Origin of the sequence: Saccharopolyspora sp. CA-218241 (genome assembly GCF_050954615.1) — a bacterium.
Classification (GTDB): Bacteria; Actinomycetota; Actinomycetes; order Mycobacteriales; family Pseudonocardiaceae; genus Saccharopolyspora; species Saccharopolyspora cebuensis.
In genome coordinates this window covers 2,715,092-2,737,913 of record NZ_CP191860.1, presented here as the reverse complement: position 1 = coordinate 2,737,913, position 22,822 = coordinate 2,715,092, and the positions used below count along the sequence as shown (strand labels likewise).

Here is a 22,822-nt window from a genome sequence, read left to right as displayed (position 1 = left end):
TCGCACCGGATTCCGCCCTCGCGGGCGGATCGTCGGCGGCCGTCCCGCAGGAGGAGCCGTGAGCGCAGCCGAAGCCCGCGTGTCGTGCACCGTCACCGACGGTGTCGCCGACGTCCGGCTGGACCGCCCGGACAAGCTCAACGCGCTGGACCAGCCGATGTTCGAAGCGCTGGTCGAGACCGGACTGCGCCTGGCCGAGGAACCGGCGGTCCGCGCGGTGGTGCTCTCCGGCAACGGCCGGGCGTTCTGCGCCGGCCTGGACTTCGGGGCCTTCCGGGCGATGGCCGACGGCACCCGGTCGGCCGAGCGCATCCCGGCGACCGACCGGCCGATCGGACCGGCGCGGGCGCGCGGGCAGCAGGCGGCGCACGTGTGGACCGCACTGCCGGTGCCGGTGATCGCCGCGATGCACGGCGTCGCCTACGGCGGCGGCCTGCAGATCGCCCTGGGCGCCGACATCCGGTTGGTCGCCCCGGACGCCCGGCTGTCGGTGATGGAGGTCCGCTGGGGACTGGTGCCGGATATGACCGGCAGCCAGCTGCTGCCGGAGCTCGTCGGCCGCGACGTCGCCAAGGAGCTGACCTACACCGCCCGGGTGGTCAGCGGCGAGGAGGCCGCCGCGCTCGGCCTGGCCACCCGCACCGAACCCGATCCCCGGGCCGCGGCCCTGGCGCTGGCCACCGAGATCGCCGAGCGGAGCCCGGAGGCGGTGCGCGCCGCCAAGCGGCTGCTGGAGGCCGCGGGCCGGGTCGACCTGGCGACCGGCTACGAGGCCGAGCAGCGCGAGATCACCGCGCTGATCGGAACGCCGAACCAGGTCGAGGCGGTCGAGTCCGGGATGGCCGGGCGGCCACCGCGGTTCACCGACCCGGCCTGACCGCGCGTCGTCGGCCCCGCCTTCCCGGGCGGCGGCTCACGTCCCGCCGGGGCGCGACGGCCACTGCGGCACGAACTCCGGGAAGTCCGCGCTGGGGCTCAGCGGGAACCGCGCCGGGCGCTTCTCCAGGAACGCCGAGACCCCCTCGGCGGCGTCGGCCATCGCACCGAGCCGGTTCATGCCGAGCGAATCGAGCCGGTGCGCCTCCCAGGGGTCGTCGGCGCCGAGCATCCCCCACAGCAGTTGCCGGGCCACCGCCACCGAGACGCCGGAGGTGTTGTCCGCGATCTCCCGGGCCAGGGTGCGCGCCGCGGGGAGCAGCTCCTCGTCGGGCACCACCCGCGAGACCAGCCGACCCGACAACGCCTCCTCGGCGCTGAAGATCCGGCCGGTAGCGACCCACTCCATCGCCTGCGAGATGCCCACCACCCGGGGCAGGAACCAGGTGGACGCCGCCTCCGGGATGATCCCGCGCCGGGCGAAGACGAAACCGAACCGGGCTGAGCTCGCCGCGATGCGGACGTCCATCGGCAGCGTCATGGTCACCCCGACACCCACCGCCGCGCCGTTGATCGCGCCGATCACCGGCTTGCGGGAGGCCGCGATGCGCAGCGCCACGGTGCCGCCGCCGTCGCGGGGCACCCCGTCCACCTCCCCGGACTCCCACCGCGCCCGCGCGCGTTCGTCGCCGGCGGCGTGGTCGAAGGTGCCCGCGCCGTGGCTGAGGTCGGCGCCCGCGCAGAACCCGCGCCCGGCGCCGGTCACGATGACCACCCGGACCTCGTCGTCGGCATCGGCGGCATCGAACGCCTCGATCAGCTCACCCCGCATCACGTGGGTGAAGGCGTTGAGCTTGTCCGGCCGGTGCAGGGTGATCGTCGCGATCCCGTCGGCCACCTCGTACTGGATCTCGTTCACGACGCGCTCCATCGTCCGGTGAAGGTCGGTTCGGTCTTGTTCACGAACGCCTCGCGGGCGGCCGGGGCGTCGGCGGTGGCGAAGTTGACGGTCTGGGCGCGCGCCTCGTTCTCCAGCGCCTCGCGGTAGCTCTGGTGGGACCCGGCGTGCAGCAGCGCCTTGTTCTGGGCCACCGCGATGGGCGGGGCCTGCGCGAGCCGGGCGGCCAGCTCGTCGACGAACCCGTCGAGCTCGTCGGCCGGCTTCACCCAGGTGACCAGGCCGAGCTCGCGCGCCTCCTCGGCGCCCACGAAGTCGCCGAGCAGCGCCAGCCGCTTGGCCTGCTGCATCCCGACGATCCGGGGCAGCAGCCAGGAACCGCCGAAGTCCAGCGACAGCCCGCGCTTGGCGAAGATCTGGGAGAACCGGGCGTCCGGCGCGGCGACGACCAGGTCGCAGCCCAGCGCCAGGTTCCAGCCGGCGCCCACCGCGACCCCGCGCACCTTGGCCACGACCGGCTTGGCCAGTTCGTGCAGGGCCAGCGCGATGTCGTTGATGTGGTGCATCCGGTGCAGCGGGTGCCGCTCGCCCCGGTCGGAGCCGAGGTCCGCCCCGGCGCAGAAGTCCCCGCCCGCGCCGGTGAGCACCAGCGCGCGCACCTCGTCGTCGGCGCCGACGTCGCGCAACGTCGCCAGCAACCGCTGCCAGGTCGGCCCGTCGATCGCGTTCTTGCGCCGGGGCCGGTTGATCGTCACCGCCAGCACCGGTCCGGAGCGCTCCAGCAGGACCGACTCCGCCTCGTCACCGTCCACCGCACTCGCCACGTCGCGCCTGTCCCATCGTCGGGGCACCGGTCGCGCCGGTGCTCGGCCGGACCTGATCAGTCGTTAAGTTATCACCCGGCGCCGCCCGGACCCAAGTGCCGGATGCTTGAAAACCCGCTGGCACGCTGGAAAAGTGCGCTGCGCGATCCGCGAACGGAGGCGACCATGTCCGCAGTGGAGTACCGGCAGCACCGCTTCAGCGCACCGCCCGGCTCGACCGAGGTGCTGCTGATCCGCCACGGCGAGTCCGCCCCGGCCCGGCCGGACCGGCCGTTCTCGCTGGTCGACGGCCAAGGCGATCCCGAACTCGCGCCCACCGGCGTGGCGCACGCCCGGGCGGTCGCCGACCGGCTGGCCGGCGAAGGGCTCGACGCGCTGTACGTGACCACGCTGCGCCGCACCGCCGAGACCGCCGCACCGCTGGCCGCCCGCCTCGGCGTGCAGCCCCGGGTGGAGGCCGGTCTCCGGGAGGTGCACCTGGGCAGTTGGGAAGGCGGCCTGCTGCGGCGCAAGACCGCCGAAGGCGATCCGGTCGCGGTGCGGCTGCGCGCCGAGCAGCGGTGGGACGTCATCCCGGGCGCGGAGACCAACGAGGCGTTCGACGCCCGGGTCGCCGCCGCGCTCGACCGGCTGCACGGGGATCACCCGGACCAGCGGATCGCGGTGTTCACCCACGGCGGCGTCATCGCCGCCGCGCTGGCCCGCGCCACCGGCTCGCGCCCGTTCGCCTTCCTCGGTTCCGACAACGGTTCGCTGTCCCAGCTCGTGCTCGCCGGCCCGCAGTGGATCCTCCGGCGCTTCAACGACACCACCCACCTCGGCGGCGGGTTGAGCCAGGCCCCGCAGGGCCTGACCTGAGCCCGCGGCCTCCTACCGCAGGCCGAGCGCGCGGATCGCCTCCCCCGGGTCCCCCGAGGCGGACAGGGCGAGCACCGGCGTGGTGACGCCGTTGTCGACGTACTGCTGCACCCGCTCCCGGCAGTAGCCGGCGGGGCCGTGCACCACGAGCTCGTCGACGACCTCGTCCGGGATGGCGGCCAGCGCCTCCTTGCGCTCCCCGCGCTCCCACGCCGCCCACATCGGCTCCAGCCGTTCGCGACCCAGCCACTCGTGGAACGCCCGGTAGACCGGGACGTTGAGGTAGGCGGTGATCATCCGGCGGGCGATGCCCCGCGCGGTGTCCGGCTCGACGTCGGGCATCACGAAGATCCGGGCCGCGATCTCCTTGCCGGTCCCGCCCTGCTGTACGTGCGGCACCACGGTGCGCACGTCCTCGGCCGAGAGCCAGTTGATGATCGCCCCGTCGCCCTCCCGGCCGGCCAGCCGGAGCATCCCCGGGCGCAGCGCGGCGATCAGGATCGGCGGCGGCTGGTCCGGGACCAGCCCGGCGGTGAAGCCGCGGACCTCGAACGTGTCGTAGCGCTCGGTGACCTTCTGCCCGGTCCACGCGGCGCGCAGGAAGCGCACCGTGTCGCGGACCCGCTTGTAGGGTTCCTCGAACGGGATGCCGTTCCACTTGCCGACGATCACGTCCGAGGAGGTGCCGACGCCCAGCGCGAAGCGGCCGGGTGCCGCCGCGGCCAGCGTCGCCGCGCTCATCGCCAGGGTCGCCGGACCCCGGGTGTAGACCGGCACGATCGCGGTGCCCAGCCGCAGTTCCGGCGCCCAGGTGGCGGCCAGGGCCAGCGGGGTGAAGGCGTCCGCCGCACCGCCCTCGGCCGACCACACGTCGGTGTAGCCCAGGTCCGGCAGTGCGGCGATGAGCTCCCGCTGCTCGGCCAGCGGCCGTTCCGGCAGCGGGATGGTGATGCCCCAACGTTGCGCCACGGGTGGTCCTCTCGATCAGCTCGCGTACCGCTTCTTCAGCTCGCCCTTGACGAGCTTGCCCGTAGGGGTGCGGGGCAGCGCGTCGACGAAATCCACGCTGCGCGGCGTCTTGTAGTGCGCCAGCCGGTCCCGCACGTGCCGCAGGATGCGCTCGGCCAGTTCCGGCCCCGGCTCGGCGCCCGGCGCCGGGCGCACCACGGCCTTGACCGCTTCGCCCATCTCCTCGTCGGGCACCCCGATCACCGCCACGTCGGCCACCTCGGGGTGCAGCGCCAAGGCGTTCTCGACCTCCTGCGGGTAGATGTTCACCCCGCCGGAGATGATCATGAACGCCTTGCGGTCGGTGAGGAACAGGTAGCCGTCCTCGTCCAGGTAGCCCAGGTCGCCGACGGTGGCCCAGCCCGGGTGCTCGGGGTGCCTCGCGGACCGGGTCTTCTCCGGGTCGCCGAGGTATTCGAAGGTGAGCTCGTCGCGGGCGAAGTAGACGGTGCCCACCTCGCCCGCGGGCAGCTCCCCGCCGTCGTCGTCGCAGATCCGCAGCTCGCCGAGCAGGCCGGTGCCGACCGAACCGGGCTTGTCCAGCCAGCGCGCCGAATCGATCAGCGTCATGCCGATGCCCTCGGTGGCCGCGTAGTACTCCCACAGCACCGGGCCCCACCAGTCGATCATCGCCCGCTTGACGTCCACCGGGCACGGCGCGGCGGCGTGCACCGCGACCCGCATGCTGGACAGGTCGTGGCGGGCGCGGACCTCGGGATCGAGCTTGAGCATCCGGACGAACATGGTCGGTACCCACTGGCTGTGCGTGACCCGGTGGTGCTCGACGGCGCGCAGCGCCTCCGCCGGGTCGAAGCGCTCCATCATCACCACGGTGCCGCCCACCGCCTGCACGGAACCGCAGTAGCGCAGCGGTGCGCTGTGGTAGGCCGGAGCCGGGGACAGGTACACCATGCCGGGGCCGAACCCGAACGCCTGCTGCAGCAGCGAGGACAGGCCGCCCTCGTCGGGCTCGTCGACCTCGCGGTCCGGCAGCGCCGGTTTGATCCCCTTGGGACGACCGGTGGTCCCCGACGAGTACAGCAGGTCCGCACCGGCCGGTTGGTGCGCCGGTCGCTCCGCGGAGGCCGCCGCCAACGCCTGCTCGTAGTCCCCGTGGCCGGGGACCGCACCGCCGTGCGCGAGCAGCAGCTCCACCCGGGGCAGCCGTTCGGGCAGCGCCGCGGCGACCTCCGCCAGCGCCGCCGAGCTGATCAGCGCCCGCGCGCCGGAATCGTCGATGATGTAGGCGGCTTCGTCGGCGCCGAGGTGGCTGTTGACGGCGCACACGTAGAGCCCGGAGCGCAACGCCGCCCAGTACACCTCGGACACCTCGGGGCAGTTGTCGCTGAACAGCGCGACCACGTCACCGCGGCGCAGGCCGCGCCGCCGGAGCACGTCGGCCAGCCGCAGCGAGCGGTCGTCGAGCTCCCGGTAGGTCAGCGTCCGGCCGGAACCGGACATGATCACGGCCGGACGATCGGGGGCGGTGGCTGCATGAACACCTGGATACATGCGGTTTCCTCCTCGAACCCGCGTGCTGTGTGCCGGTGACCCGCACCCGTCCGTCCACAGCGGCCGGAGGCGGTGCCGCATCGCGGATTGTCGCGCGCCGCGGCACTGCGGGGCATCGGCCGAATCGGGCATCCGCCCGCTCCCGCCGCATCGTCCGTCCACTCGGGATGGACGCGCGCTCCCGCGGTGCCGGTGCTCCCGGACTGCCGGGTCCGCCGCGCGGACCGCGCCTAGAACGCCTCGCCGACCAGTTGCTCCTCCTCGATCGCGCCGAACAGGCGCCGGGCCTGCTCGGCGGTGGGCAGCACGAAGTTGCCCTCCGCCTCGACCAGCACCACGTCCGGCTCGGCGGCGGTGGCGATGGTGCCCACCGAGGACGTCCACCGCTGCCCCGGGCCACCGTCGAGCACCCGGCCCACGATCCGCAGCGGGGTGGCCAGCGGAACCGGCGCGCGGTAGCGCATCGCGAGCTTGGCGGTCATCGCGGGCCGCCCGAACCAGGCGGCGTGGGCGTGCCCGAGGATCTGGTCCAGCAGCGTCGCGCTCACCCCGCCGTGGACGTAGCTCGGCGGCCCCTCGTAGGCGAGTCCGAGCTCGACGGTCCCGATCGCCGCGCCGTCGACGAGCTCGACGGTCATCGGCGGGGACATCGGGTTGCCCTGCCCCACCACCAGGTTGTAGACGCGCTGCGGCGGCCCGTCCTGGTCCACCGCGGCGGCCTCGCCCGGTTTCCGGCGGACCGCGGTCAGCTCCGGCAGCACCTCCCGGAGCCGGGCGGTGACGTCGTGCAGCGCCGCGGTGGGGACCTCGGTGGACACCGCGGCGTCGGTGAGCCGCCGCAGCACCTCGCCCAGCTCGGCGGCCGCCTCGCGACGGGCGCTCATTCGCCCCGCCAGACCGGCGCGCGCTTCTCGGCGAAGGCCCGCGCGCCCTCCTGGGCGTCGGCGGAGGCCATCACCGGCGCCATGATCTCCTGCTGCCACCGGAACGCCTCGGCGTCGGTCCAGGACACCGCACCGGCGACGATCTGCTTGGTGGCGCGCACCGCCAGCGGGCCGTTCACCGCGATCCGCGCCGCGAGCGCGCGCGCCCCCTGCAACGCCTCGCCCGGTTCGGTGAGCGAGTTGACCAGGCCGTGCTCGTGGGCGGCTTCAGCGGACAGCGGGTCGCCGGTCAGCGCCAGTTCCATCGCCAGCTGGTAGGGCAGCGTCTTGGGCAGCCGCAGCAGGCCGCCCGCGCCCGCCACCAGGCCGCGCTTGACCTCGGGGATGCCGAACTTGGCCTCCCGCGAGGCGACGACGAGATCGCAGGCCAGGGCCAGTTCGCAGCCGCCCGCCAGCGCCCAGCCCTCGACTGCGGCGATCAGCGGCTTCGACGGCGGGCGTTCGGTGATCCCGCCGAACCCGCGACCGGGGACCGACGGCCGCTCCCCCCGCGTGAAGGCCTTGAGGTCCATGCCCGCGCAGAAGGTGCCGCCCGCGCCGGTGATGACGCCGATGACCGCGTCGGAACGGCTCTCGAGCTCGTCGACCGCCGCCGCCAGCCCCTCGGCCACCGACAGGTCCACCGCGTTGCGGGCCTCGGGGCGGTTGATCGTGATGACGGCGACGCCGTCCCCGATCTCGGTCAGGACGCTCCCACCCACGCTGCTTCCTCCGTCCATCGACGTCGATGCGGACTTCCCAGTCTGACCGGCGGTCGCTCCTCAGTCCAGACCGACCGTCCGGTTCGCCGCAGAGCGACGGCCGCACGCGCCGTGAGCCCGGACCAATGCGAACCTGTCCGCCGCCCGGAGGCGGGGCTATGCTGCGCGGATGGACCTGCGGCTGGTGGAGTACTTCATCGCCGTGATCGACCACGGCAGCGTCACCAAGGCCGCCAAGGCGCTCTACATCGCCCAGCCCTCGCTGTCGCAGGCGATCCGCACCCTGGAGCGGCAGCTCGGCGTCCAGCTCTTCCACCGCACCGGCAGGCAGCTCGTGCTCACCGCCGACGGGCACGCCTTCGCCGGTCCCGCGCGGCGCATCCTGCACGACGTCGGGCGGGCCCGCAGCGCCGTGGACGCGGTGCGCGGGAGGAGCAGCGGGCAGCTCGACATCTCCACCCTGGCGACGCTGGCCGCCGACCCGCTGCCGGAGCTGGCCGGCCGGTTCCGGCAGCAGCACCCCGGGGTGCTGCTCAACGTGGCCGACCCCGGTGGCTCGGCCGGGGTGGTCAGCGACGTGCGGCGCGGCCACGCCGAGCTCGGCCTCACCGACATGCGCGCCCGGGTCGATTCGCTGCGGGTCCGGCCGCTGTGCAGCCAGGAGATCGCCCTGGTGCTGCCACCGGAGCTGGCCGAGGGTCTGCCCGATCCGGTACCGCTGTCCGCGCTCGCCGGGACACCGCTGGTCATGGAATTCACCGACACCACCACCCGGACGCTGGTCGACGACGCCCTGGAACCGGCCGTGCAGGCCGTGGCGGTGGAGTGCGCGCACCGGCAGGCCATCTGGCAGCTCGTCGAGCACGGCGCCGGCGCGACGTTCCTGCCCCGGGGGCTGGCCGAGCGCGAGCTGTCCGGCGTCGAGGTGCGGGCCACCGTGCCGGAGATCCGGCGGGAGGTCGGAATCGTGTTCCGCGCCGGTGCGCTGTCCCCGGCCGCCACGGCGTTCCTGGAGGTCGCCGGGGTCAGCCCGGCGGAGACGGCATCGCCAGGTTCAGGAACGCCCGACCGGCCGGGGACAGCCGCACCGGGTCGTAGACCACCCCGTACGCCTGCTTGATCGGCGGCCGCACCGAGCGCACCACGGCGCCGCGGCGGGCGGCGCGCTCGGCCATCGGCCGGTACACCACGGTCGCGCCGACCCCGGTCAGGACGAACGGCACCATCACCTCGCGGTGCTGCACGATCGCGGAGGGCCGGGTCCGCTTGTGCGCGGCGCTGAGCGCCCGCTCCACCTGGGTCCGCCCGGAGGCGCCCTTGGGCACGATCACCAGCGGCAGGTCCGGCAGCTCCGCCAGCGGCAGCGGATCGCGGTCGGGAACCTCGGTCCCGGGCGGGAAGACCAGCCAGTACTCGTGCTCGCCGAGCTCGCGCACCTCCAGGTCACCGGAGGTGGTGACCGGCAGGTGGCAGATCACCATCTCGCAGTGGCCCTCGCGGATCAGCGCGGCGCACGCCTCCTCGTCGCGCAGGTCCCCGATCCGCAGCGAGACGTTCGGGTAGCGCTTGCGGAACCGGCCGACCAGGTGCGCCATCGGATCGAACGCCAGCGAGGCGGACACGTGCACGTCCAGCCGTCCGCGCGGCAGCCCGGCCGAGTCCACCAGCGCGCCCTCCGCGGCCACCACGTCGCGCAGCACCTGGCGGGCCGGACCGACGAAGGCGCGGCCCGCCGAGGTCAGCACCATGCCGCGGCCGATCCGGTGGAACAGCTCCACCCCCAGCTCGCGCTCCAGGCCGCGCACCGCCTGCGACACGGTGGGTTGCGCCAACTGGAGCGCACCCGCCGCAGCGTTGATGCCCTTGTGATCGACGACCGCCAGGAAGTACTCGACCTGGTGCAGCTCCACACGGGCACTGTAGTGCTCCGCACGACCCGCACCGCTGTGTCACGCACCACTCCCGCGCCCCCGCCAGGCAAGCGGCGAAGCCCTCGCCCACACACACGCCCGAAACCCGACCACCGTCAGGCAAGCGGCGAAAGCCGCTTCCGCTTTGCCCCACCTAAGCAACCGGCACCGCCGCGGGTTCTCAGCGGCCTTCTCGCGAGGACGCCCTGACGCTGTGTACGTGTTTGGTACATGAGGAAGGGCGCCCGGAGCGAGAAGGCCGCTGAGGTTCCGCCACCGGCACCGGCATGCAACGGGACCACAACCCTCACAGACCAAGCGATTTGGCTACTATTGTCTTGAGCACCTCGGTGGTCCCGCCGAAAATGCGGGTGACCCGCGCGTCGGCGTACATCCGGGCGATCGGGTACTCCAGCATGAAGCCGTAGCCACCGTGCAGTTGCAGGCAGCGGTCGATCACCCGGGACTGCAGTTCGGTGCAGTACACCTTCACCTTGGCGGCGTCGGCGCCGCTGAGCGTTCCGGCGTCGTGCTCGTCGAGCGCCTTGTCCAGCACCGCCCGTCCCGCCTCGATCTCGATCTCGCAGCCCGCCAGTTCGAACTTGGTGTTCTGGAAGGACGACACCGGGTTGCCGAAGACGGTGCGCTCGCGCACGTAGTCGAGGGTCTGGCGCAGCGCGGATTCCGCCGCCGCCTGCGCGGCCACCGCGATGCCCAGCCGTTCCTGCGGGAGGTTCCCGGTCAGGTACCGGAACGCCGCGCCCTCCTCGCCGAGCAGGTTGGCCACCGGGACCCGCACCGAGTCGAAGAACAGCTCGGCGGTGTCCTGCGCCTTGAGCCCGAGCTTGTCCAGGTTGCGGCCCCGCGTGAACCCGTCCATGCCGCGTTCGACGACCAGCAGCGACAGCCCGTCGCGGCGGTCCTGCCCGGCACCGGTGCGGGCCACCACGATCACTAGGTCGGCGTTGATCCCGCCGGTGATGAAGGTCTTGGCGCCGTCGAGCACGTAGTGGTCGCCGTCGCGGGTGGCGGTGGTGGCCATGCCCGCGAGGTCGGAGCCGGTGCCGGGTTCGGTCATCGCGATCGCGCTCATCAGCTCGCCGCCGGCCAGGCCGGGCAGCCACCGGCGGCGCTGGTCCGCGTCGCACAGCGAGGTGAAGTACGGGACCACGACGTTCATGTGCACCGACAGCCCGCCGATGCCGACGCCCGCGCGGGCCGCTTCCTCGGTGACCACCGCGTTGAACTTGAAGCTGGTCGAGCCACCGCCGCCGTACTCCTCCGGCACCTGCAGGCCCGGGATGCCGAGCGCGCCCGCCTTGACGAACAGCTCGCGCGGGACCACGCCCCGGCGCTCCCACTCCGGGAACTGCGGCACGACCTCCTTGGCCAGGAAGTCCCGGACCACCTCCCGGAAGGCGTCGTGTTCGGTGGTGTAGGCGGTGCTGCGCATCGGTCCTCCCGGTTCGTCGTCTGCCTACAGCAGTTCGAGGACGGTGGCGTTGGCCAGCCCGCCCGCTTCGCACATCGTCTGCAACCCGTAGCGGAGGCCCCGGTCGCGCATGTGGTGCGCCAGCCTGGTCATCAGCACCGCGCCGGAGGCGCCGAGCGGGTGCCCCACGGCGATCGCCCCGCCCAGTGGGTTGAGCCGGTCGGGCGCTGCGCCGGTCTCGGCCGCCCAGGCCAGCGGGACCGGGGCGAACGCCTCGTTGACCTCGTAGGCGCCGATGTCGTCGAGGCCCAGCCCGGACTTGCGCAGCGCCTTCCTGGTCGCGGGCAGCGGCGCGGTCAGCATGATCACCGGGTCGGCGCCGGCCAGCACCGAGGTGTGCACCCGGGCGATCGGCGACCAGCCGCGCCGCGCGGCGATCTCGCCGGTGGTGAGCAGCAGCGCGGCGGTGCCGTCGGAGATCTGCGAGGAGTTGCCTGCCGTGATCACCCCGTCCGCGCGGAACGCGGGGCGGAGCCCGGCGAGCTGGTCCGGGGTGGTGGTCCGGCGGACGCCCTCGTCGGCGTCGAGCGCACCGGGTACCGGCACGAGCTGCCCGTCCAGCGCACCGGAGTCGCCGGCCGCCGCGGCCCGGCGGTGGGATTCGAGGGAGTAGTCGTCGAGCCGCCGGCGGGACAGACCCCAGCGCTCGGCGACCAGTTCCGCCCCGACGCCCTGGTTGAAGCCCCCGACGCCGAACCGCTCCAGCACCGACTCCGGCATCGGCCGGCCGTCCTGGTTGGCCGCGCCCATCGGCACCCGGGACATCGATTCGACCCCGCCCGCGACGACGATGTCGTGCTGACCGGCGATGATCCCGGCCGCGGCGGCGTGCACCGCCTGCTGGCCCGATCCGCACCGGCGATCCACCGAGGTGCCGGGCACCGAGGTCGGCCATCCCGCGGCGAGCACCGCGGTCCGGGCGATGTTGCCCGCTTGGTCGCCGACCTGGCCGACGCAGCCCCACACCACGTCGTCGATGTCGGCGGGGTCCAGCCCGAGGCGGCCCACGAGCGCGTTGAGCGCGTGCGCGGACAGGTCCGCGGGGTGGATGCCGGACAGCGCGCCGCCGCGCTTGCCGACCGGGGTGCGCACCGCGTCGACGATGACCGCGTCCCGCATGACGACTCCTTCCCACGACCTCGGTCGAATCAACCACCGCGCCCGGCCCGCCGCAAAGACCGGGCCCGGAACAGCGCGATAGGCCGCACCTATGCGCTCCAGTACGGGGCCCGCAGCGACCGGCGGGACAGCTTGCCGGTGTCGGTGCGCGGCAATTCCCGGTCGAACCGGTAGCGGCGCGGGACCTTGAACCCGGCGAGCCCGGCGCGGCAGTGCGCGTCGAGCCGGTCGGCGAGCCCGTCGGCCGCTTCCGGAGCGGGTTGCACGACGGCCAGCACCGACTGGCCCCACTCCTCGTCCGGCACGCCGATCACCGCGGCGTCGACCACCTCGGAGTGGGACAGCAGCACGCCTTCGACCTCGGCCGGGTAGATGTTCACCCCGCCGGACAGGATCAGGTCGGTGCGCCGGTCGCACAGGAACAACCAGCCGCGCTCGTCGAGGTAGCCGACGTCCCCGGCGGTGATGAAGCCGCCGTGCCGGGCCGCGGCGGTCTTGGCCGGGTCCTTGAAGTACTCGATGCCGGAGATGCCGGAGCGGAAGTACACCGCGCCGATCTCCCCCGGCGGCAGCGGGTCGCCCTGCTCGTCGAGGATGCGGACCTCCGCGCCGGGCAGCGGGTGGCCGACCGAACCCGGTGCGGACAGCCATTCGGCCGCGGTCAGCGCGGTGGCCGAGCCCTCGGTGGCACCGTAGAACTCGGCGACCACCGGCCCCAGCCACTCGATCGCCCGCCGCTTGACCTCCACCGGGCACGGCGCCCCGGCGTGCACCACGCTGCGCAGCGAGGAGGTGTCGTAGCGGGCGCGGACCGCGGCGGGCAGCCGGAGCATCCGGTGCAGCACGGTCGGCACCGTGAAGGTGGTCGTGACCCGGTGCCGCTCGACCAGCGCCAGCACCGGTTCCGGATCGCGGCTGCCCGCCAGCACCACGGTGTGCCCGAAGTGCAGCGCCGTGGTGGCGAAGGTGCCGGGCGCGGCGTGGTGCAGCGGGGAGAGCACCAGGTGCGTCCCGGTACCGGGGTGGATGCCCAGCCGCGCCATGAAGTCGAGGTGGTACCGGCCGAGGCGGGGCGGCCCGCCGGTCAGGGGGCGGCGCACGCCCTTGGGACGACCGGTGGTCCCGGAGGTGTAGAGCATCACCTCCCCGGCGGTGCGGTCCTCCGGCGGGCTCGCGGGCATCCCGGCGAAGAGCTCCTCGTAGTCCCGCCAGCCCGGGACCGCGCCGACGGTGAACCGGCGTTCCGGCGGGACGTCGGTGGTGTCCAGCGCGGGCCCGCACCGCGGCGCCAGGTCGGCGTCGACGACGACCAGCGCCGCTTCGCTGTTCTCGACGGTGTAGCCGATCTCCGGTTCGGCGAGGTGGTGGTTGATCGGGGTGAAGTACGTCCCGGTCTGCCAGGTGGCCAGCCGCAGCTCGAAGTAGGCCGGGCCGTTGCCGATCACCGCGGCGACGCAGTCGCCCCGCCGCAGACCGGCGGCGCGCAGTCCGCGGGCGAGGCGGTCGGCCCGCGCGGCGAGGCGCTCGTAGCTGGTCGCCCGGCCGTGCTCGTCGATCAGCGCGGTGCGGCGGGGGTGCTCGCGGGCTTCGGCGAAGAAGTCGAGCCGGGGCTGCTGGGACGTGTCGGGCATGCGGACCTCCTGGTCGTCAGCCGAGGATCCGGCGGGCGTCGCGCTCGGGGTTGACCAGCAGGCCCATCACGATCCCGCCGACGACCACGGTGAGCCCGAAGACCTGGAACGCCTGGGCGTAGCCGGCGGCGGGCTCCGCGGCGGCGTCCACCAGCGCACCGGTCAACGCCGGGGCGAACAACCCGGACAGCGTTTGCACCGCCAGGAACAGGCCCAGCGCACCGGGCTGCTGGCGCACCGGGCTGATCTGCGAGACGACCGCGTTCATCACCGGCAGGGCCACGACCATGAACCCGTAGGCGACCACCACGATCGTCACCGCCGCCCACGCCGGTCCGATGTAGGGCAGCGTGGCCAGCAGCGCACCGCCGACCAGCAGCGCCCCCGCCGGGACCAGCCCGCGCTGCACCCGGCTGCTGGCCCCGCGCGAGACCATCCGGTCGGTGAGCCAGCCGACGCCGATCATGCCGATCATGCCGGTGATGCTGGGCAGGCCGAACATGCTGCCCGCTTCCAGCCGGCTGAAGCCCAGGCCCACCTCGAAGTAGGACGGGAGCCAGGTCAGGATCACCGACACCATGCCGTAGACGCTGAAGGTGCCGAGGGCGCCGCCGATGAAGCTGCGGCTCAACGCGATCCGGTGGAACGGGACCGTGCGGGTGTCGTCGGCGGGCGCGGCGGCCAGCGCGCTCCTGCCGCGCGGGGTCGCGTACGGGCCTTCGCGGCCGATCAGCAGCCAGGCCAGGCACCACACCACGCCGACCAGCGCGAGCGTGAGGAACGCGGCCCGCCAGCCGAAGGACACCACGATCACCGTCAGCAGCGGCGCCACCGCGATCTTGGCGATGGAGGCGCCGGAGTTCAGCCACGCGGCCGGCAGGCTGCGCTTCTCCTTCGGGAACCACTCGAAGGCACCGGCGCTGGCCATCGCGGTCGCGGGCCCCTCGGCCGCGCCCAGCGCGATCCGGCTGATCAGCAGGGCCGTACCGGTCGCCGAGACCAGTACCGGGACCTGGGTGACCGACCACAGCACGGCCAAGGCGAGCAGCACCCACTTGGTCTTGACCCGGTTGGCCAGGAACCCGACGGCCACGCCGCTGATGCTGTAGAGGAAGAAGAAGGCGCTGCCGATGAAGCCGATCTCCGCGGCGCTGAGGCCGAGGTCGTCCTGCAGCGGCTGGGCCACGATGCCGAGGACGGCCTTGTCCGCCCAGTTGACGATCATGAAGATCACCAGCATCCCGGTGATCGTCCAGGCCATCATCGGCCGGTACCCGGGCGGCCCCTCCCCGGTTCGCGCGGTGCGCTCGGTATCGGCGGTCATCGCGGGTTCCTCCGCTCGTCGGAAACGACTGGTGCGCGGCCCCTCCCGGGCGGCCCGGCGGCGCGGCACGGTCATTCAACGAGACGCGCATCACACGGTCAAAGATGCGGGGTCGAACGTTCGGATAGGCGGCCACTATGGACGCCCCGGGCCCGGCGCGCGGAGGTCCGCAGAGCCCGCGCCGAACACCGCGATAGGCCGCCTCGATGGCGCGCGGGCTCGACCGGTGACGGCGGATCTGGTTCCGTGGGCGGTCGGATCGACGAGAGGAACCGACGATGAGCGCGATCGAGACGTGGTGGGACGCGGGCACGCGGTGGATCCGCTTCGACCGGCCGGACAAGCTCAACGCCCTCACCGTCGACGAGCTCCGCGCCGTGACCGACCTGCTCACGGGTGCCGAGGAGCCGGAGGCCGTGGTGTTCACCGGCACCGGCGAGCGCGCCTTCTCCGCCGGGATGCACGTGGATTCCTTCGTGGACCTCGACCCGGACGGCGCGCGGGCGCTCATCACCGCGGTGCGCGACTGCGTCGCGGCGGCCCGGACGGCACCGTGCCCCACCGTCGCCGAGGTGGGCGGCTACTGCCTGGGCGCGGCGTTCGAGCTGGCGCTGGCCTGCGACGTCCGGGTGGTCGCCGAGCACGCGGCGTTCGGCCTGCCCGAGATCCGGGTCGGGGTCCCCTCGGTGGTCGACGCCGCGCTGCTCCAGCAGCACGTGGGGCTCGGCAAGGCCAAGGAGATGATCCTGACCGGCGAGGTGTACCCGGTCGCCGCGGTGCCGGGCCTGGCCGGTGAGCTCGTGCCCGCCGCCGAGCTGCGCGCGGCGACCCGGCGGATGCTGTCCCGGCTCACCGGGCACAGCAAGGTGGCCGTGGCCGCGCAGAAGCGCTTGTTCGAGACCTGGCAGAACACCTCCCTGGCCGAGGGGATCGAGGCCAGCGTCGAGGAGTTCGCCGCCGTGTTCGCCGACCCCGGCACCGCCCGGGCCGTCCAGGCCCGCCGCGCCCACCTCACCCGTTCGGGAGAGGAGTGAGGGGCCCCTTGCCCACGTTAGGGGTCCTTTTCAGAATGCGGCGGAGCCGCATGCGGTGCGGCCGTCGGCTTGCACCGCGGCGGGTTCTCAGCGGTCTTCTCGCGAGGACAGCGCCGACGCCGTGTACGTCGTGGGTACATCAGGAGGCGATCGGCGCAGCGAGAAGACCGCTGAGGTTCCGCCACCGGCACCGCCACGCAAGCCGTTCTGAAAGCGGTCCTTACTCGGACGAGGGCGCCCCTCACCTGGTCACCTCGGGGCGGGGGCTCGGCATTGAGCCATCCCGCCGCCGAGGTGGTTCGGGGACCGGCTCAGGTCAGCGGCCGGTCGGTGGGCTCGATCGGCGCGGGCAGCACGTCCCGCCCGGTGAGGTAGCGGTCCACGCCCGCCGCCGCGGCGCGGCCCTCCGAGATCGCCCACACGATGAGCGACTGACCGCGCCCCATGTCGCCCGCGGTGAACACGCCGTCGACCGAGGACATGAAGTCGCCACCGCGGGCCACGTTGCCGCGCTCGTCGAGGTCCACGCCCAGCGAATCCAGCAGGCCCTCGCGTTCCGGCCCGGTGAACCCCATCGCCAGCAGCACGAGCTGGGCGGGCAATTCCCGCGAGCTGCCCTCCACCGGGACGAAACCGCCGTCCTCGCGGCGGACGTCGACGAGCTCCAGCGCGCGCACCCGGCCCGCGCCGTCGTCGAGGAACCGCTCGGTGTTGACCGAGAACAGCCGTTCCCCGCCCTCCTCGTGCGCCGAGGACACCCGGTAGATCATCGGGTAGGTCGGCCACGGGTGGGCGTCGGACCGCGTGGCGGGCGGCATCGGCATGATCTCGAGCTGGGTCACCGACTTCGCGCCCTGCCGCAGCGCGGTGCCCAGGCAGTCCGCCCCGGTGTCACCGCCGCCGATGATCACCACGTCCTTGCCCTCGGCGTGGATCGGCGCGCGGGCCAGGTCGCCCTCCTGCACCCGGTTGGACAGCGGCAGGTACTCCATCGCCTGGTGGACGCCGTCCAGCTCGCGGCCCGGCGCGGGCAGGTCGCGGGTCCTGGTCGCGCCACCGGCCAGCACCACGGCGTCGTAGTCGGCGCGGAGCCGCTCCACGGTGACGTCCACCCCGACGTTGACGCCGGTGCGGAACTCGGTGCCCTCCGCGCGCATCTGCCCGATCCGGCGGTCCAGCCGACGCTTCTCCATCTTGAACTCGGGGATGCCGTAGCGCAGCAGCCCGCCGACGCGGTCCGCCCGCTCGTAGACCACCACGCCGTGCCCGACCCGGGTCAGCTGCTGCGCCGCGGCCAGCCCCGCCGGACCGGACCCGACCACCGCGACCTTCTTGCCGGTGCGGGTGCGCGGCAGCATCGGCCGCACCCAGCCCTCGTCCCACGCCCGGTCGATGATCTCGATCTCGACCTGCTTGATGGCCACCGGATCGGCGTTGATCCCGACCACGCACGCCGCCTCGCACGGGGCGGGGCACAACGTCCCGGTGAACTCCGGGAAGTTGTTCGTGGCGTGCAGGCGTTCGGCGGCGTCGCGCCAGTCGTCCCGCCACACCAGGTCGTTCCACTCCGGGATCAGGTTGCCGAGCGGACAGCCCTGGTGGCAGAACGGGATCCCGCAGTCCATGCACCGGCCGGCCTGCCCGCGCAGCCGGTCCTGCTCGAACTCCTGGTAGACCTCGCGCCAGTCCTTCAGCCGGAGGTCCACCGGACGGCGGCTCGGCGTCTCCCGGGGAGTCGTGATGAAGCCCTTGGGGTCAGCCATGTGCGGCCTCCATGATCGCCTCGTTGACGTCGCGCCCGTCGCGCTCGGCGGCCGACTGCGCGGCCAGCACCCGCTTGAAGTCCTTCGGCATCACCTTGCCGAAGCGCTCCACCTGGCCGTCCCAGTCCGCCAGCAGCGCGCGGGCCACCTGCGACTCGGTCTGCTCGTAGTGGCGCCGCACCCGGTCGTGCAGGAACTCCCGGTCGGAGTCGGCCAGCGGGTCCAGGTCGACCATCTCGGCGTTGACCCGCAGCGGATCGAGGTCCAGCAGGTAGGCGACGCCGCCGGACATCCCGGCCGCGAAGTTGCGGCCGGTGCCGCCGAGCACGACGACGCGGCCGCCGGTCATGTACTCGCAGCCGTGGTCGCCGATGCCCTCGACGACGGCGATCGCCCCGGAGTTGCGCACCCCGAAGCGCTCCCCGACCACACCGCGCACGAACAGCTCACCACCGGTCGCGCCGTAGAGCAGCACGTTGCCCGCGATGGTGTTCTGCTCGGCGGCGAACGGCGCGGACTGGTCCGGCCGCACCACGATCCGGCCGCCGGACAAGCCCTTGCCGACGTAGTCGTTGGCGTCCCCGAGCAACCGCAACGTGACCCCGCGCGGCAGGAACGCGCCGAAGGACTGGCCCGCCGAACCGGTGAAGGTCACGTCGATGGTGTCGTCGGCCAGCCCTTCCGAACCCCACCGCCGGGTCACCTCGGACCCGAGCATGGTGCCGACGGTCCGGTTCACGTTGCGCACCGGGATGTCCAGCCGAACCGGGGTGCCGTCCTTGATCGCGCCCTCGCAGAGCTGGATCAGCGTGTTGTCCAGCGCCTTGTCGAGCCCGTGGTCCTGCTCGGTGGTGCGGTGCCGCGCAGCCCCGGCGGGCAGCTCGGGCACGTGCGTGACCGGCGCGAGGTCGAGGTCGCGGGTCTTCCAGTGCCGCTGGGCTTCGGAGGTGTCGAGCAGCTCGGCGTGCCCGACCGCCTCGGCCACGGAGCGGAACCCGAGCTGCGCCAGGTACTCCCGCACCTCCTGGGCGACGAACTCGAAGAAGTTCACCACGTGCTCGGCCTTGCCGGAGAACTTCGCGCGGAGCTCGGGGTTCTGCGTCGCCACGCCCACCGGGCAGGTGTCGAGGTGGCAGACCCGCATCATGATGCAGCCCGAGACGACCAGCGGCGCGGTGGCGAAGCCGAATTCCTCGGCGCCCAGCAGCGCCGCCACCACGACGTCGCGGCCGGTCTTGAGCTGACCGTCGGTCTGCACCACGATCCGGTCCCGCAGCCCGTTGCTCAGCAGCGTCTGCTGCGTCTCGGCCAAGCCGAGCTCCCAAGGGCCACCGGCGTGCTTGATCGACGACAGCGGTGAGGCGCCGGTGCCGCCGTCGTGCCCGGAGATGAGCACCACGTCGGCGTGCGCCTTGGACACGCCCGCCGCCACGGTGCCCACACCGACCTCGGAGACCAGCTTGACGTGGATCCGCGCCCGGGGGTTGGCGTTCTTCAGGTCGTGGATGAGCTGCGCGAGGTCCTCGATCGAGTAGATGTCGTGGTGCGGCGGCGGCGAGATCAGCCCGACGCCGGCCGTGGAATGCCGGGTCCTGGCGATCCACGGGTACACCTTGTGCCCCGGGAGCTGGCCGCCCTCGCCGGGCTTGGCGCCCTGCGCCATCTTGATCTGGATGTCGTCGGCGTTGACCAGGTACTCGCTGGTCACCCCGAAGCGCCCCGACGCGACCTGCTTGATGGCCGAGCGGCGGGAATCCCCGTCCGGGTCCGGGGTGAAGCGGTCGGCGTCCTCCCCGCCCTCACCGGTGTTGGACTTGCCGCCCAGCCGGTTCATCGCGATCGCCAGCACCTCGTGCATCTCCTGGGAGATGGAGCCGTAGGAGATCGCGCCGGTGGCGAACCGCTTGACGATCTCCGAGACCGGCTCGACCTCCTCGATCGGCACCGGCTTGCGCGCGCCGTCGCGGAACCGGAACAGCCCGCGCAGCGTCAGCAGGTCCCGGGACTGGTCGTCGACCGCGCGGGTGTACTCCTTGAAGACCTCGTAGCGCCCGGTGCGGGTGGAATGCTGGAGCTTGAACACCGTCCTGGGGTTGAACAGGTGCGGCTCGCCGTCCCGCCGCCACTGGTACTCCCCGCCGACGTGCAGGTCGCGGTGCGGCGTCCGCACCTCGTCGCCCGGGTAGGCGCGGCGGTGCCGGTGCGCGACCTCCTCCGCGAGCACGTCGAACCCGACGCCGCCCAGCCGCGAGGTGGTGCCCGTGAAGCACCGCTCGACGACCTCCGCACCGAGCCCGATCGCCTCGAAGATCTGCGCGCCGGTGTAGGAGGACACCGTGGACACACCCATCTTGGACATGGTCTTGCGCACGCCCTTGCCCAGCGCCTTGATCAGGTTCGCGGTGGCCTGCTGCTCGGTGACGCCGTGCACGACCCCGCTGCGGACGAGGTCGGCCACCGTGGCCATCGCGACGTACGGGTTCACCGCGGCGGCGCCGTAGCCGATCAGCAGCGCGACGTGGTGCACCTCCCGCACGTCCCCGGCCTCGACGACCAGGCCGACCTGGGTGCGCTTCTTCTCCCGCACCAGGTGGTGGTGCACCGCTCCGGTCACCAGCAGCGACGGGATCGGCGCGCGCGCCGAGTCGGCGTCCCGGTCGGAGAGCACCAGCACGTGCGCGCCCGCGTCCACCGCCGCCGAGACCTCGTCGCAGATCTCCTCCAGCCGGGCGCGCAGCGCCGCGCCCCCACCGCCGACCCGGAACGTCGCGTCGACCACGGCGGGCCGCAGCCCGGGCCGGTCCCCGTCGTCGTCGAGGTGCACGATCTTGGCGAGCTGCTCGTTGTCCAGCACCGGGAACGGCAGCACGAGCTGGCGGCAGGCGTCCGGGTCGTGGGCGAGCAGGTTGTGCTCCGGCCCGACGTGGGTGGCCAGCGAGGTCACCAGCTCTTCCCGGATCGCGTCCAGCGGCGGGTTGGTGACCTGGGCGAACAGCTGGGTGAAGTAGTCGGAGAGCTGCCGCGGCCGCTCGGAGAACGCCGCGTAGGGCGCGTCGTTGCCCATCGACCCGATGGGCTCGGCGCCGGTGGTGGCCATCGGCGTGAGCAGGACGCCCAGCTCCTCCTGGGTGTAGCCGAAGACCTGCTGGTCGCGGGTCAGGCCCTCCGGGGTGGGCAGCTCGCGCTCCCGGTCGGGCAGGTCGGCCAGCCGGACCACGCCCGCGTCCAGCCACTCCTGGTACGGGTGCTCGGCGGCCAGCTCGGACTTGATCTCGTCGTCGTCGACGATCTTGCCGGCCTCGGTGTCGACCAGGAACATCCGGCCGGGCTGCAGGCGGCCCTTGCGCACCACCTTGTCGGCGTCGACGTCGAGCACCCCGACCTCGCTGGCCAGCACGACCAGGCCGTCCTCGGTGACCCAGTAGCGACCCGGCCGCAGGCCGTTGCGGTCCAGCACCGCGCCGATCCGGGTGCCGTCGGTGAAGGCCACCAGCGCGGGCCCGTCCCAAGGCTCCATCAGGTAGTTGTGGAACTCGTAGAACGCCCGCCGCGCCGGGTCCATCTCGGCGTGGTTCTCCCACGCCTCGGGGATCATCATCAGCACCGCGTGCGGCAGCGACCGGCCACCGAGGTGCAGCAGCTCCAGGACCTCGTCGAAGGTCGCCGAGTCGCTGGCCCCGGGCGTGGCGATCGGGTAGAGACGTCGCAGGTCACCGGGGATCAGGTCGGTGTCGAGCATGCTCTCCCGGGTCCGCATCCAGTTGCGGTTGCCCTTGAGCGTGTTGATCTCGCCGTTGTGCGCGATGAAGCGGTACGGGTGCGCCAGCGGCCACGACGGGAACGTGTTGGTGGAGAACCGCGAATGCACCAGGCCGATCGCGCTGGCGAAGCGCTCGTCGCGCAGGTCGGGGAAGAACGCGGGCAGCTGGGCCTCGGTGAGCATCCCCTTGTAGACGATGGTGCGGGCCGACAGGCTCGGGAAGTAGACGTCGGCCTCGTGCTCGGCGCGCTTGCGCACGCAGAACGCGCGGCGCTCGAACTCCAGCGCCGATTCGCGGTGCGCGCCGTCGGTGCCGTGGCCGAGGAAGAGCTGCCGGAACGCCGGCATCACCGAGCGCGCGGTGCTGCCCGCGGCGTCCGGGTCGACCGGCACCGCGCGCCAGCCCAGCAGCGACAGGCCCTCTTCGGCCACGATCCGCTCGATCGCGGCGACCGCCTCCGCGGCGGCGGCCTCGTCCGCGGGCAGGAACGCCGTCCCCGCCGCGTAGCCACCGGCCTCGGGCAGTTCGAAGGGCACCACCGCGCGGAAGAACTCGTCCGGGACCTGGGTCAGCAGCCCGACGCCGTCACCGGTGTCGGGGTCGGCGCCCTTGGCACCGCGGTGTTCCAGGTTCCGCAAGGCGGTCAGGGCTTTGCCCACCAGGTCGTGGCTGCGCCTGCCGCGCAGGTCGGCCACGAACGCGACACCGCAGGCGTCGCGCTCCTGGGAAGGATCGTTCAGACCTCGGGGCTCGGCGCCACGCTGCGCCTGATTTCTCAACACATGAGACTGGGGCATCGGACCTCCCGTCGTCAGGCCGCCGGGCGTTTCCGCGCACGAAGCAGCGACGAACTACCCGCTAGGGGCCTTTTTGGGGGTGCTGACAAAAGGATGCGCCGTTGCACTCTCGGTCAGTTTGAGGCACTCTACATACCCAGCGACCGGAAGGCTACCGTTAAGTAGCACGACGTTACGATCACGTGACGCGATCCCGAAGCCGCCTGATCAAGCCGTCGAAAACAGCGTGACCTCGATCGATCCGAATCCGCACGTCCGTCCACATTCGACTGCCGAAGTCCGCCGAGTGGGATGGTTCACGCAAGCTCGAAGCCTTCGGGTTCGGTTCAGGGACCGCCGATCCCGTGACGCACCGCCGCGATGCGGGCAC

Annotated in this window: 17 protein-coding genes; 4 read left to right on the top strand and 13 right to left on the bottom strand. The window is 73.0% G+C overall.

Annotated elements, in window-relative coordinates; all coding sequences use genetic code 11:
* The first annotated feature begins 58 nt into the window (after positions 1-58).
* Complete coding sequence (locus tag ACQP0T_RS13095; protein WP_433873318.1) at positions 59-877, top strand: crotonase/enoyl-CoA hydratase family protein; 819 nt, start codon at positions 59-61, stop codon at positions 875-877.
* A gap of 36 nt (positions 878-913) precedes the next feature.
* Here ACQP0T_RS13095 and ACQP0T_RS13090 read toward each other — a convergent pair whose 3' ends face one another.
* The gene (locus ACQP0T_RS13090) at positions 914-1,807 is read right to left on the bottom strand and encodes a crotonase/enoyl-CoA hydratase family protein (RefSeq protein ID WP_433873317.1); all 894 of its coding nucleotides are present in this window, start codon (positions 1,805-1,807) and stop codon (positions 914-916) included.
* On the bottom strand, positions 1,792-2,586 hold the full coding sequence (locus ACQP0T_RS13085; protein WP_433873316.1) for an enoyl-CoA hydratase/isomerase family protein: 795 nt from the start codon (positions 2,584-2,586) through the stop codon (positions 1,792-1,794). The genes ACQP0T_RS13090 and ACQP0T_RS13085 overlap by 16 nt, the downstream gene beginning before the upstream one ends.
* 177 nt (positions 2,587-2,763) lie before the next feature.
* Between ACQP0T_RS13085 and ACQP0T_RS13080 the strand changes: the two genes are divergently transcribed.
* A complete protein-coding gene (locus tag ACQP0T_RS13080) occupies positions 2,764-3,456 on the top strand; it encodes a histidine phosphatase family protein (protein WP_433873314.1) in 693 nt (230 codons plus the stop codon).
* A 12-nt stretch (positions 3,457-3,468) separates the two neighbouring features.
* On the opposite strand, the gene ACQP0T_RS13075 is transcribed toward ACQP0T_RS13080, so the two are convergent.
* From ACQP0T_RS13075 to ACQP0T_RS13060, 4 genes are all read right to left on the bottom strand, one after another.
* Positions 3,469-4,425 carry an LLM class F420-dependent oxidoreductase gene (locus ACQP0T_RS13075; protein WP_433873312.1) on the bottom strand — a complete coding sequence of 319 codons (957 nt, stop codon included), beginning with the start codon at positions 4,423-4,425 and terminating at the stop codon, positions 3,469-3,471.
* A 15-nt stretch (positions 4,426-4,440) separates the two neighbouring features.
* Positions 4,441-5,976, bottom strand: coding sequence for an acyl-CoA synthetase (locus ACQP0T_RS13070; protein ID WP_433873310.1), 1,536 nt, complete (start codon positions 5,974-5,976; stop codon positions 4,441-4,443).
* A 230-nt stretch (positions 5,977-6,206) separates the two neighbouring features.
* Positions 6,207-6,860, bottom strand: coding sequence for a PaaI family thioesterase (locus tag ACQP0T_RS13065; RefSeq protein ID WP_433873308.1), 654 nt, complete (start codon positions 6,858-6,860; stop codon positions 6,207-6,209).
* Complete coding sequence (locus tag ACQP0T_RS13060; protein WP_433873306.1) at positions 6,857-7,621, bottom strand: crotonase/enoyl-CoA hydratase family protein; 765 nt, start codon at positions 7,619-7,621, stop codon at positions 6,857-6,859. The genes ACQP0T_RS13065 and ACQP0T_RS13060 overlap by 4 nt, the downstream gene beginning before the upstream one ends.
* Before the next feature lie 169 nt (positions 7,622-7,790).
* Between ACQP0T_RS13060 and ACQP0T_RS13055 the strand changes: the two genes are divergently transcribed.
* Positions 7,791-8,741, top strand: a complete 951-nt coding sequence (locus ACQP0T_RS13055; RefSeq protein ID WP_345366681.1) for a LysR family transcriptional regulator — start codon at positions 7,791-7,793, stop codon at positions 8,739-8,741.
* On the opposite strand, the gene ACQP0T_RS13050 is transcribed toward ACQP0T_RS13055, so the two are convergent.
* The 5 genes from ACQP0T_RS13050 to ACQP0T_RS13030 form a co-directional block, all read right to left on the bottom strand.
* A complete protein-coding gene (locus ACQP0T_RS13050) occupies positions 8,647-9,531 on the bottom strand; it encodes a LysR family transcriptional regulator (RefSeq protein WP_345366683.1) in 885 nt (294 codons plus the stop codon). The genes ACQP0T_RS13055 and ACQP0T_RS13050 overlap by 95 nt on opposite strands.
* Before the next feature lie 307 nt (positions 9,532-9,838).
* Positions 9,839-10,984, bottom strand: a complete 1,146-nt coding sequence (locus ACQP0T_RS13045) for an acyl-CoA dehydrogenase family protein (protein ID WP_433873304.1) — start codon at positions 10,982-10,984, stop codon at positions 9,839-9,841.
* A 24-nt stretch (positions 10,985-11,008) separates the two neighbouring features.
* Positions 11,009-12,142, bottom strand: a complete 1,134-nt coding sequence (locus tag ACQP0T_RS13040) for a thiolase family protein (RefSeq protein WP_433873303.1) — start codon at positions 12,140-12,142, stop codon at positions 11,009-11,011.
* A gap of 89 nt (positions 12,143-12,231) precedes the next feature.
* Positions 12,232-13,773: an AMP-binding protein gene (locus ACQP0T_RS13035; RefSeq protein ID WP_433873301.1), complete on the bottom strand. Its 1,542-nt coding sequence runs from the start codon at positions 13,771-13,773 to the stop codon at positions 12,232-12,234.
* 16 nt (positions 13,774-13,789) lie between these two features.
* A complete protein-coding gene (locus tag ACQP0T_RS13030) occupies positions 13,790-15,097 on the bottom strand; it encodes an MFS transporter (RefSeq protein WP_433873300.1) in 1,308 nt (435 codons plus the stop codon).
* Between the two features lie 278 nt (positions 15,098-15,375).
* On the opposite strand from ACQP0T_RS13030, the gene ACQP0T_RS13025 reads away from it, so the two are divergent.
* Positions 15,376-16,131 carry an enoyl-CoA hydratase/isomerase family protein gene (locus tag ACQP0T_RS13025; RefSeq protein WP_433873299.1) on the top strand — a complete coding sequence of 252 codons (756 nt, stop codon included), beginning with the start codon at positions 15,376-15,378 and terminating at the stop codon, positions 16,129-16,131.
* 311 nt (positions 16,132-16,442) lie between these two features.
* Here ACQP0T_RS13025 and ACQP0T_RS13020 read toward each other — a convergent pair whose 3' ends face one another.
* Together ACQP0T_RS13020 and gltB are read right to left on the bottom strand one after the other, a co-directional pair.
* The gene (locus ACQP0T_RS13020; RefSeq protein ID WP_433873298.1) at positions 16,443-17,894 is read right to left on the bottom strand and encodes a glutamate synthase subunit beta; all 1,452 of its coding nucleotides are present in this window, start codon (positions 17,892-17,894) and stop codon (positions 16,443-16,445) included.
* Complete coding sequence (gltB, locus tag ACQP0T_RS13015; RefSeq protein WP_433873296.1) at positions 17,887-22,452, bottom strand: glutamate synthase large subunit; 4,566 nt, start codon at positions 22,450-22,452, stop codon at positions 17,887-17,889. The genes ACQP0T_RS13020 and gltB overlap by 8 nt, the downstream gene beginning before the upstream one ends.
* Between the last annotated feature and the right edge of the window lie 370 nt (positions 22,453-22,822).

Excerpts from the sequence above, each read along its gene's own strand:
- ACQP0T_RS13090 (WP_433873317.1), bottom strand. The coding sequence starts at position 1,807 with ATGGAGCGCGTCGTGAACGAGATCCAGTACGAGGTGGCCGACGGGATC.
- ACQP0T_RS13080 (WP_433873314.1), top strand. The coding sequence starts at position 2,764 with ATGTCCGCAGTGGAGTACCGGCAGCACCGCTTCAGCGCACCGCCCGGC.
- ACQP0T_RS13070 (WP_433873310.1), bottom strand. The coding sequence starts at position 5,976 with ATGTATCCAGGTGTTCATGCAGCCACCGCCCCCGATCGTCCGGCCGTG.
- ACQP0T_RS13065 (WP_433873308.1), bottom strand. The coding sequence starts at position 6,860 with ATGAGCGCCCGTCGCGAGGCGGCCGCCGAGCTGGGCGAGGTGCTGCGG.
- ACQP0T_RS13055 (WP_345366681.1), top strand. The coding sequence starts at position 7,791 with ATGGACCTGCGGCTGGTGGAGTACTTCATCGCCGTGATCGACCACGGC.
- ACQP0T_RS13045 (WP_433873304.1), bottom strand. The coding sequence starts at position 10,984 with ATGCGCAGCACCGCCTACACCACCGAACACGACGCCTTCCGGGAGGTG.
- ACQP0T_RS13040 (WP_433873303.1), bottom strand. The coding sequence starts at position 12,142 with ATGCGGGACGCGGTCATCGTCGACGCGGTGCGCACCCCGGTCGGCAAG.
- ACQP0T_RS13035 (WP_433873301.1), bottom strand. The coding sequence starts at position 13,773 with ATGCCCGACACGTCCCAGCAGCCCCGGCTCGACTTCTTCGCCGAAGCC.
- ACQP0T_RS13030 (WP_433873300.1), bottom strand. The coding sequence starts at position 15,097 with ATGACCGCCGATACCGAGCGCACCGCGCGAACCGGGGAGGGGCCGCCC.
- ACQP0T_RS13025 (WP_433873299.1), top strand. The coding sequence starts at position 15,376 with ATGAGCGCGATCGAGACGTGGTGGGACGCGGGCACGCGGTGGATCCGC.
- ACQP0T_RS13020 (WP_433873298.1), bottom strand. The coding sequence starts at position 17,894 with ATGGCTGACCCCAAGGGCTTCATCACGACTCCCCGGGAGACGCCGAGC.
- gltB (WP_433873296.1), bottom strand. The coding sequence starts at position 22,452 with ATGCCCCAGTCTCATGTGTTGAGAAATCAGGCGCAGCGTGGCGCCGAG.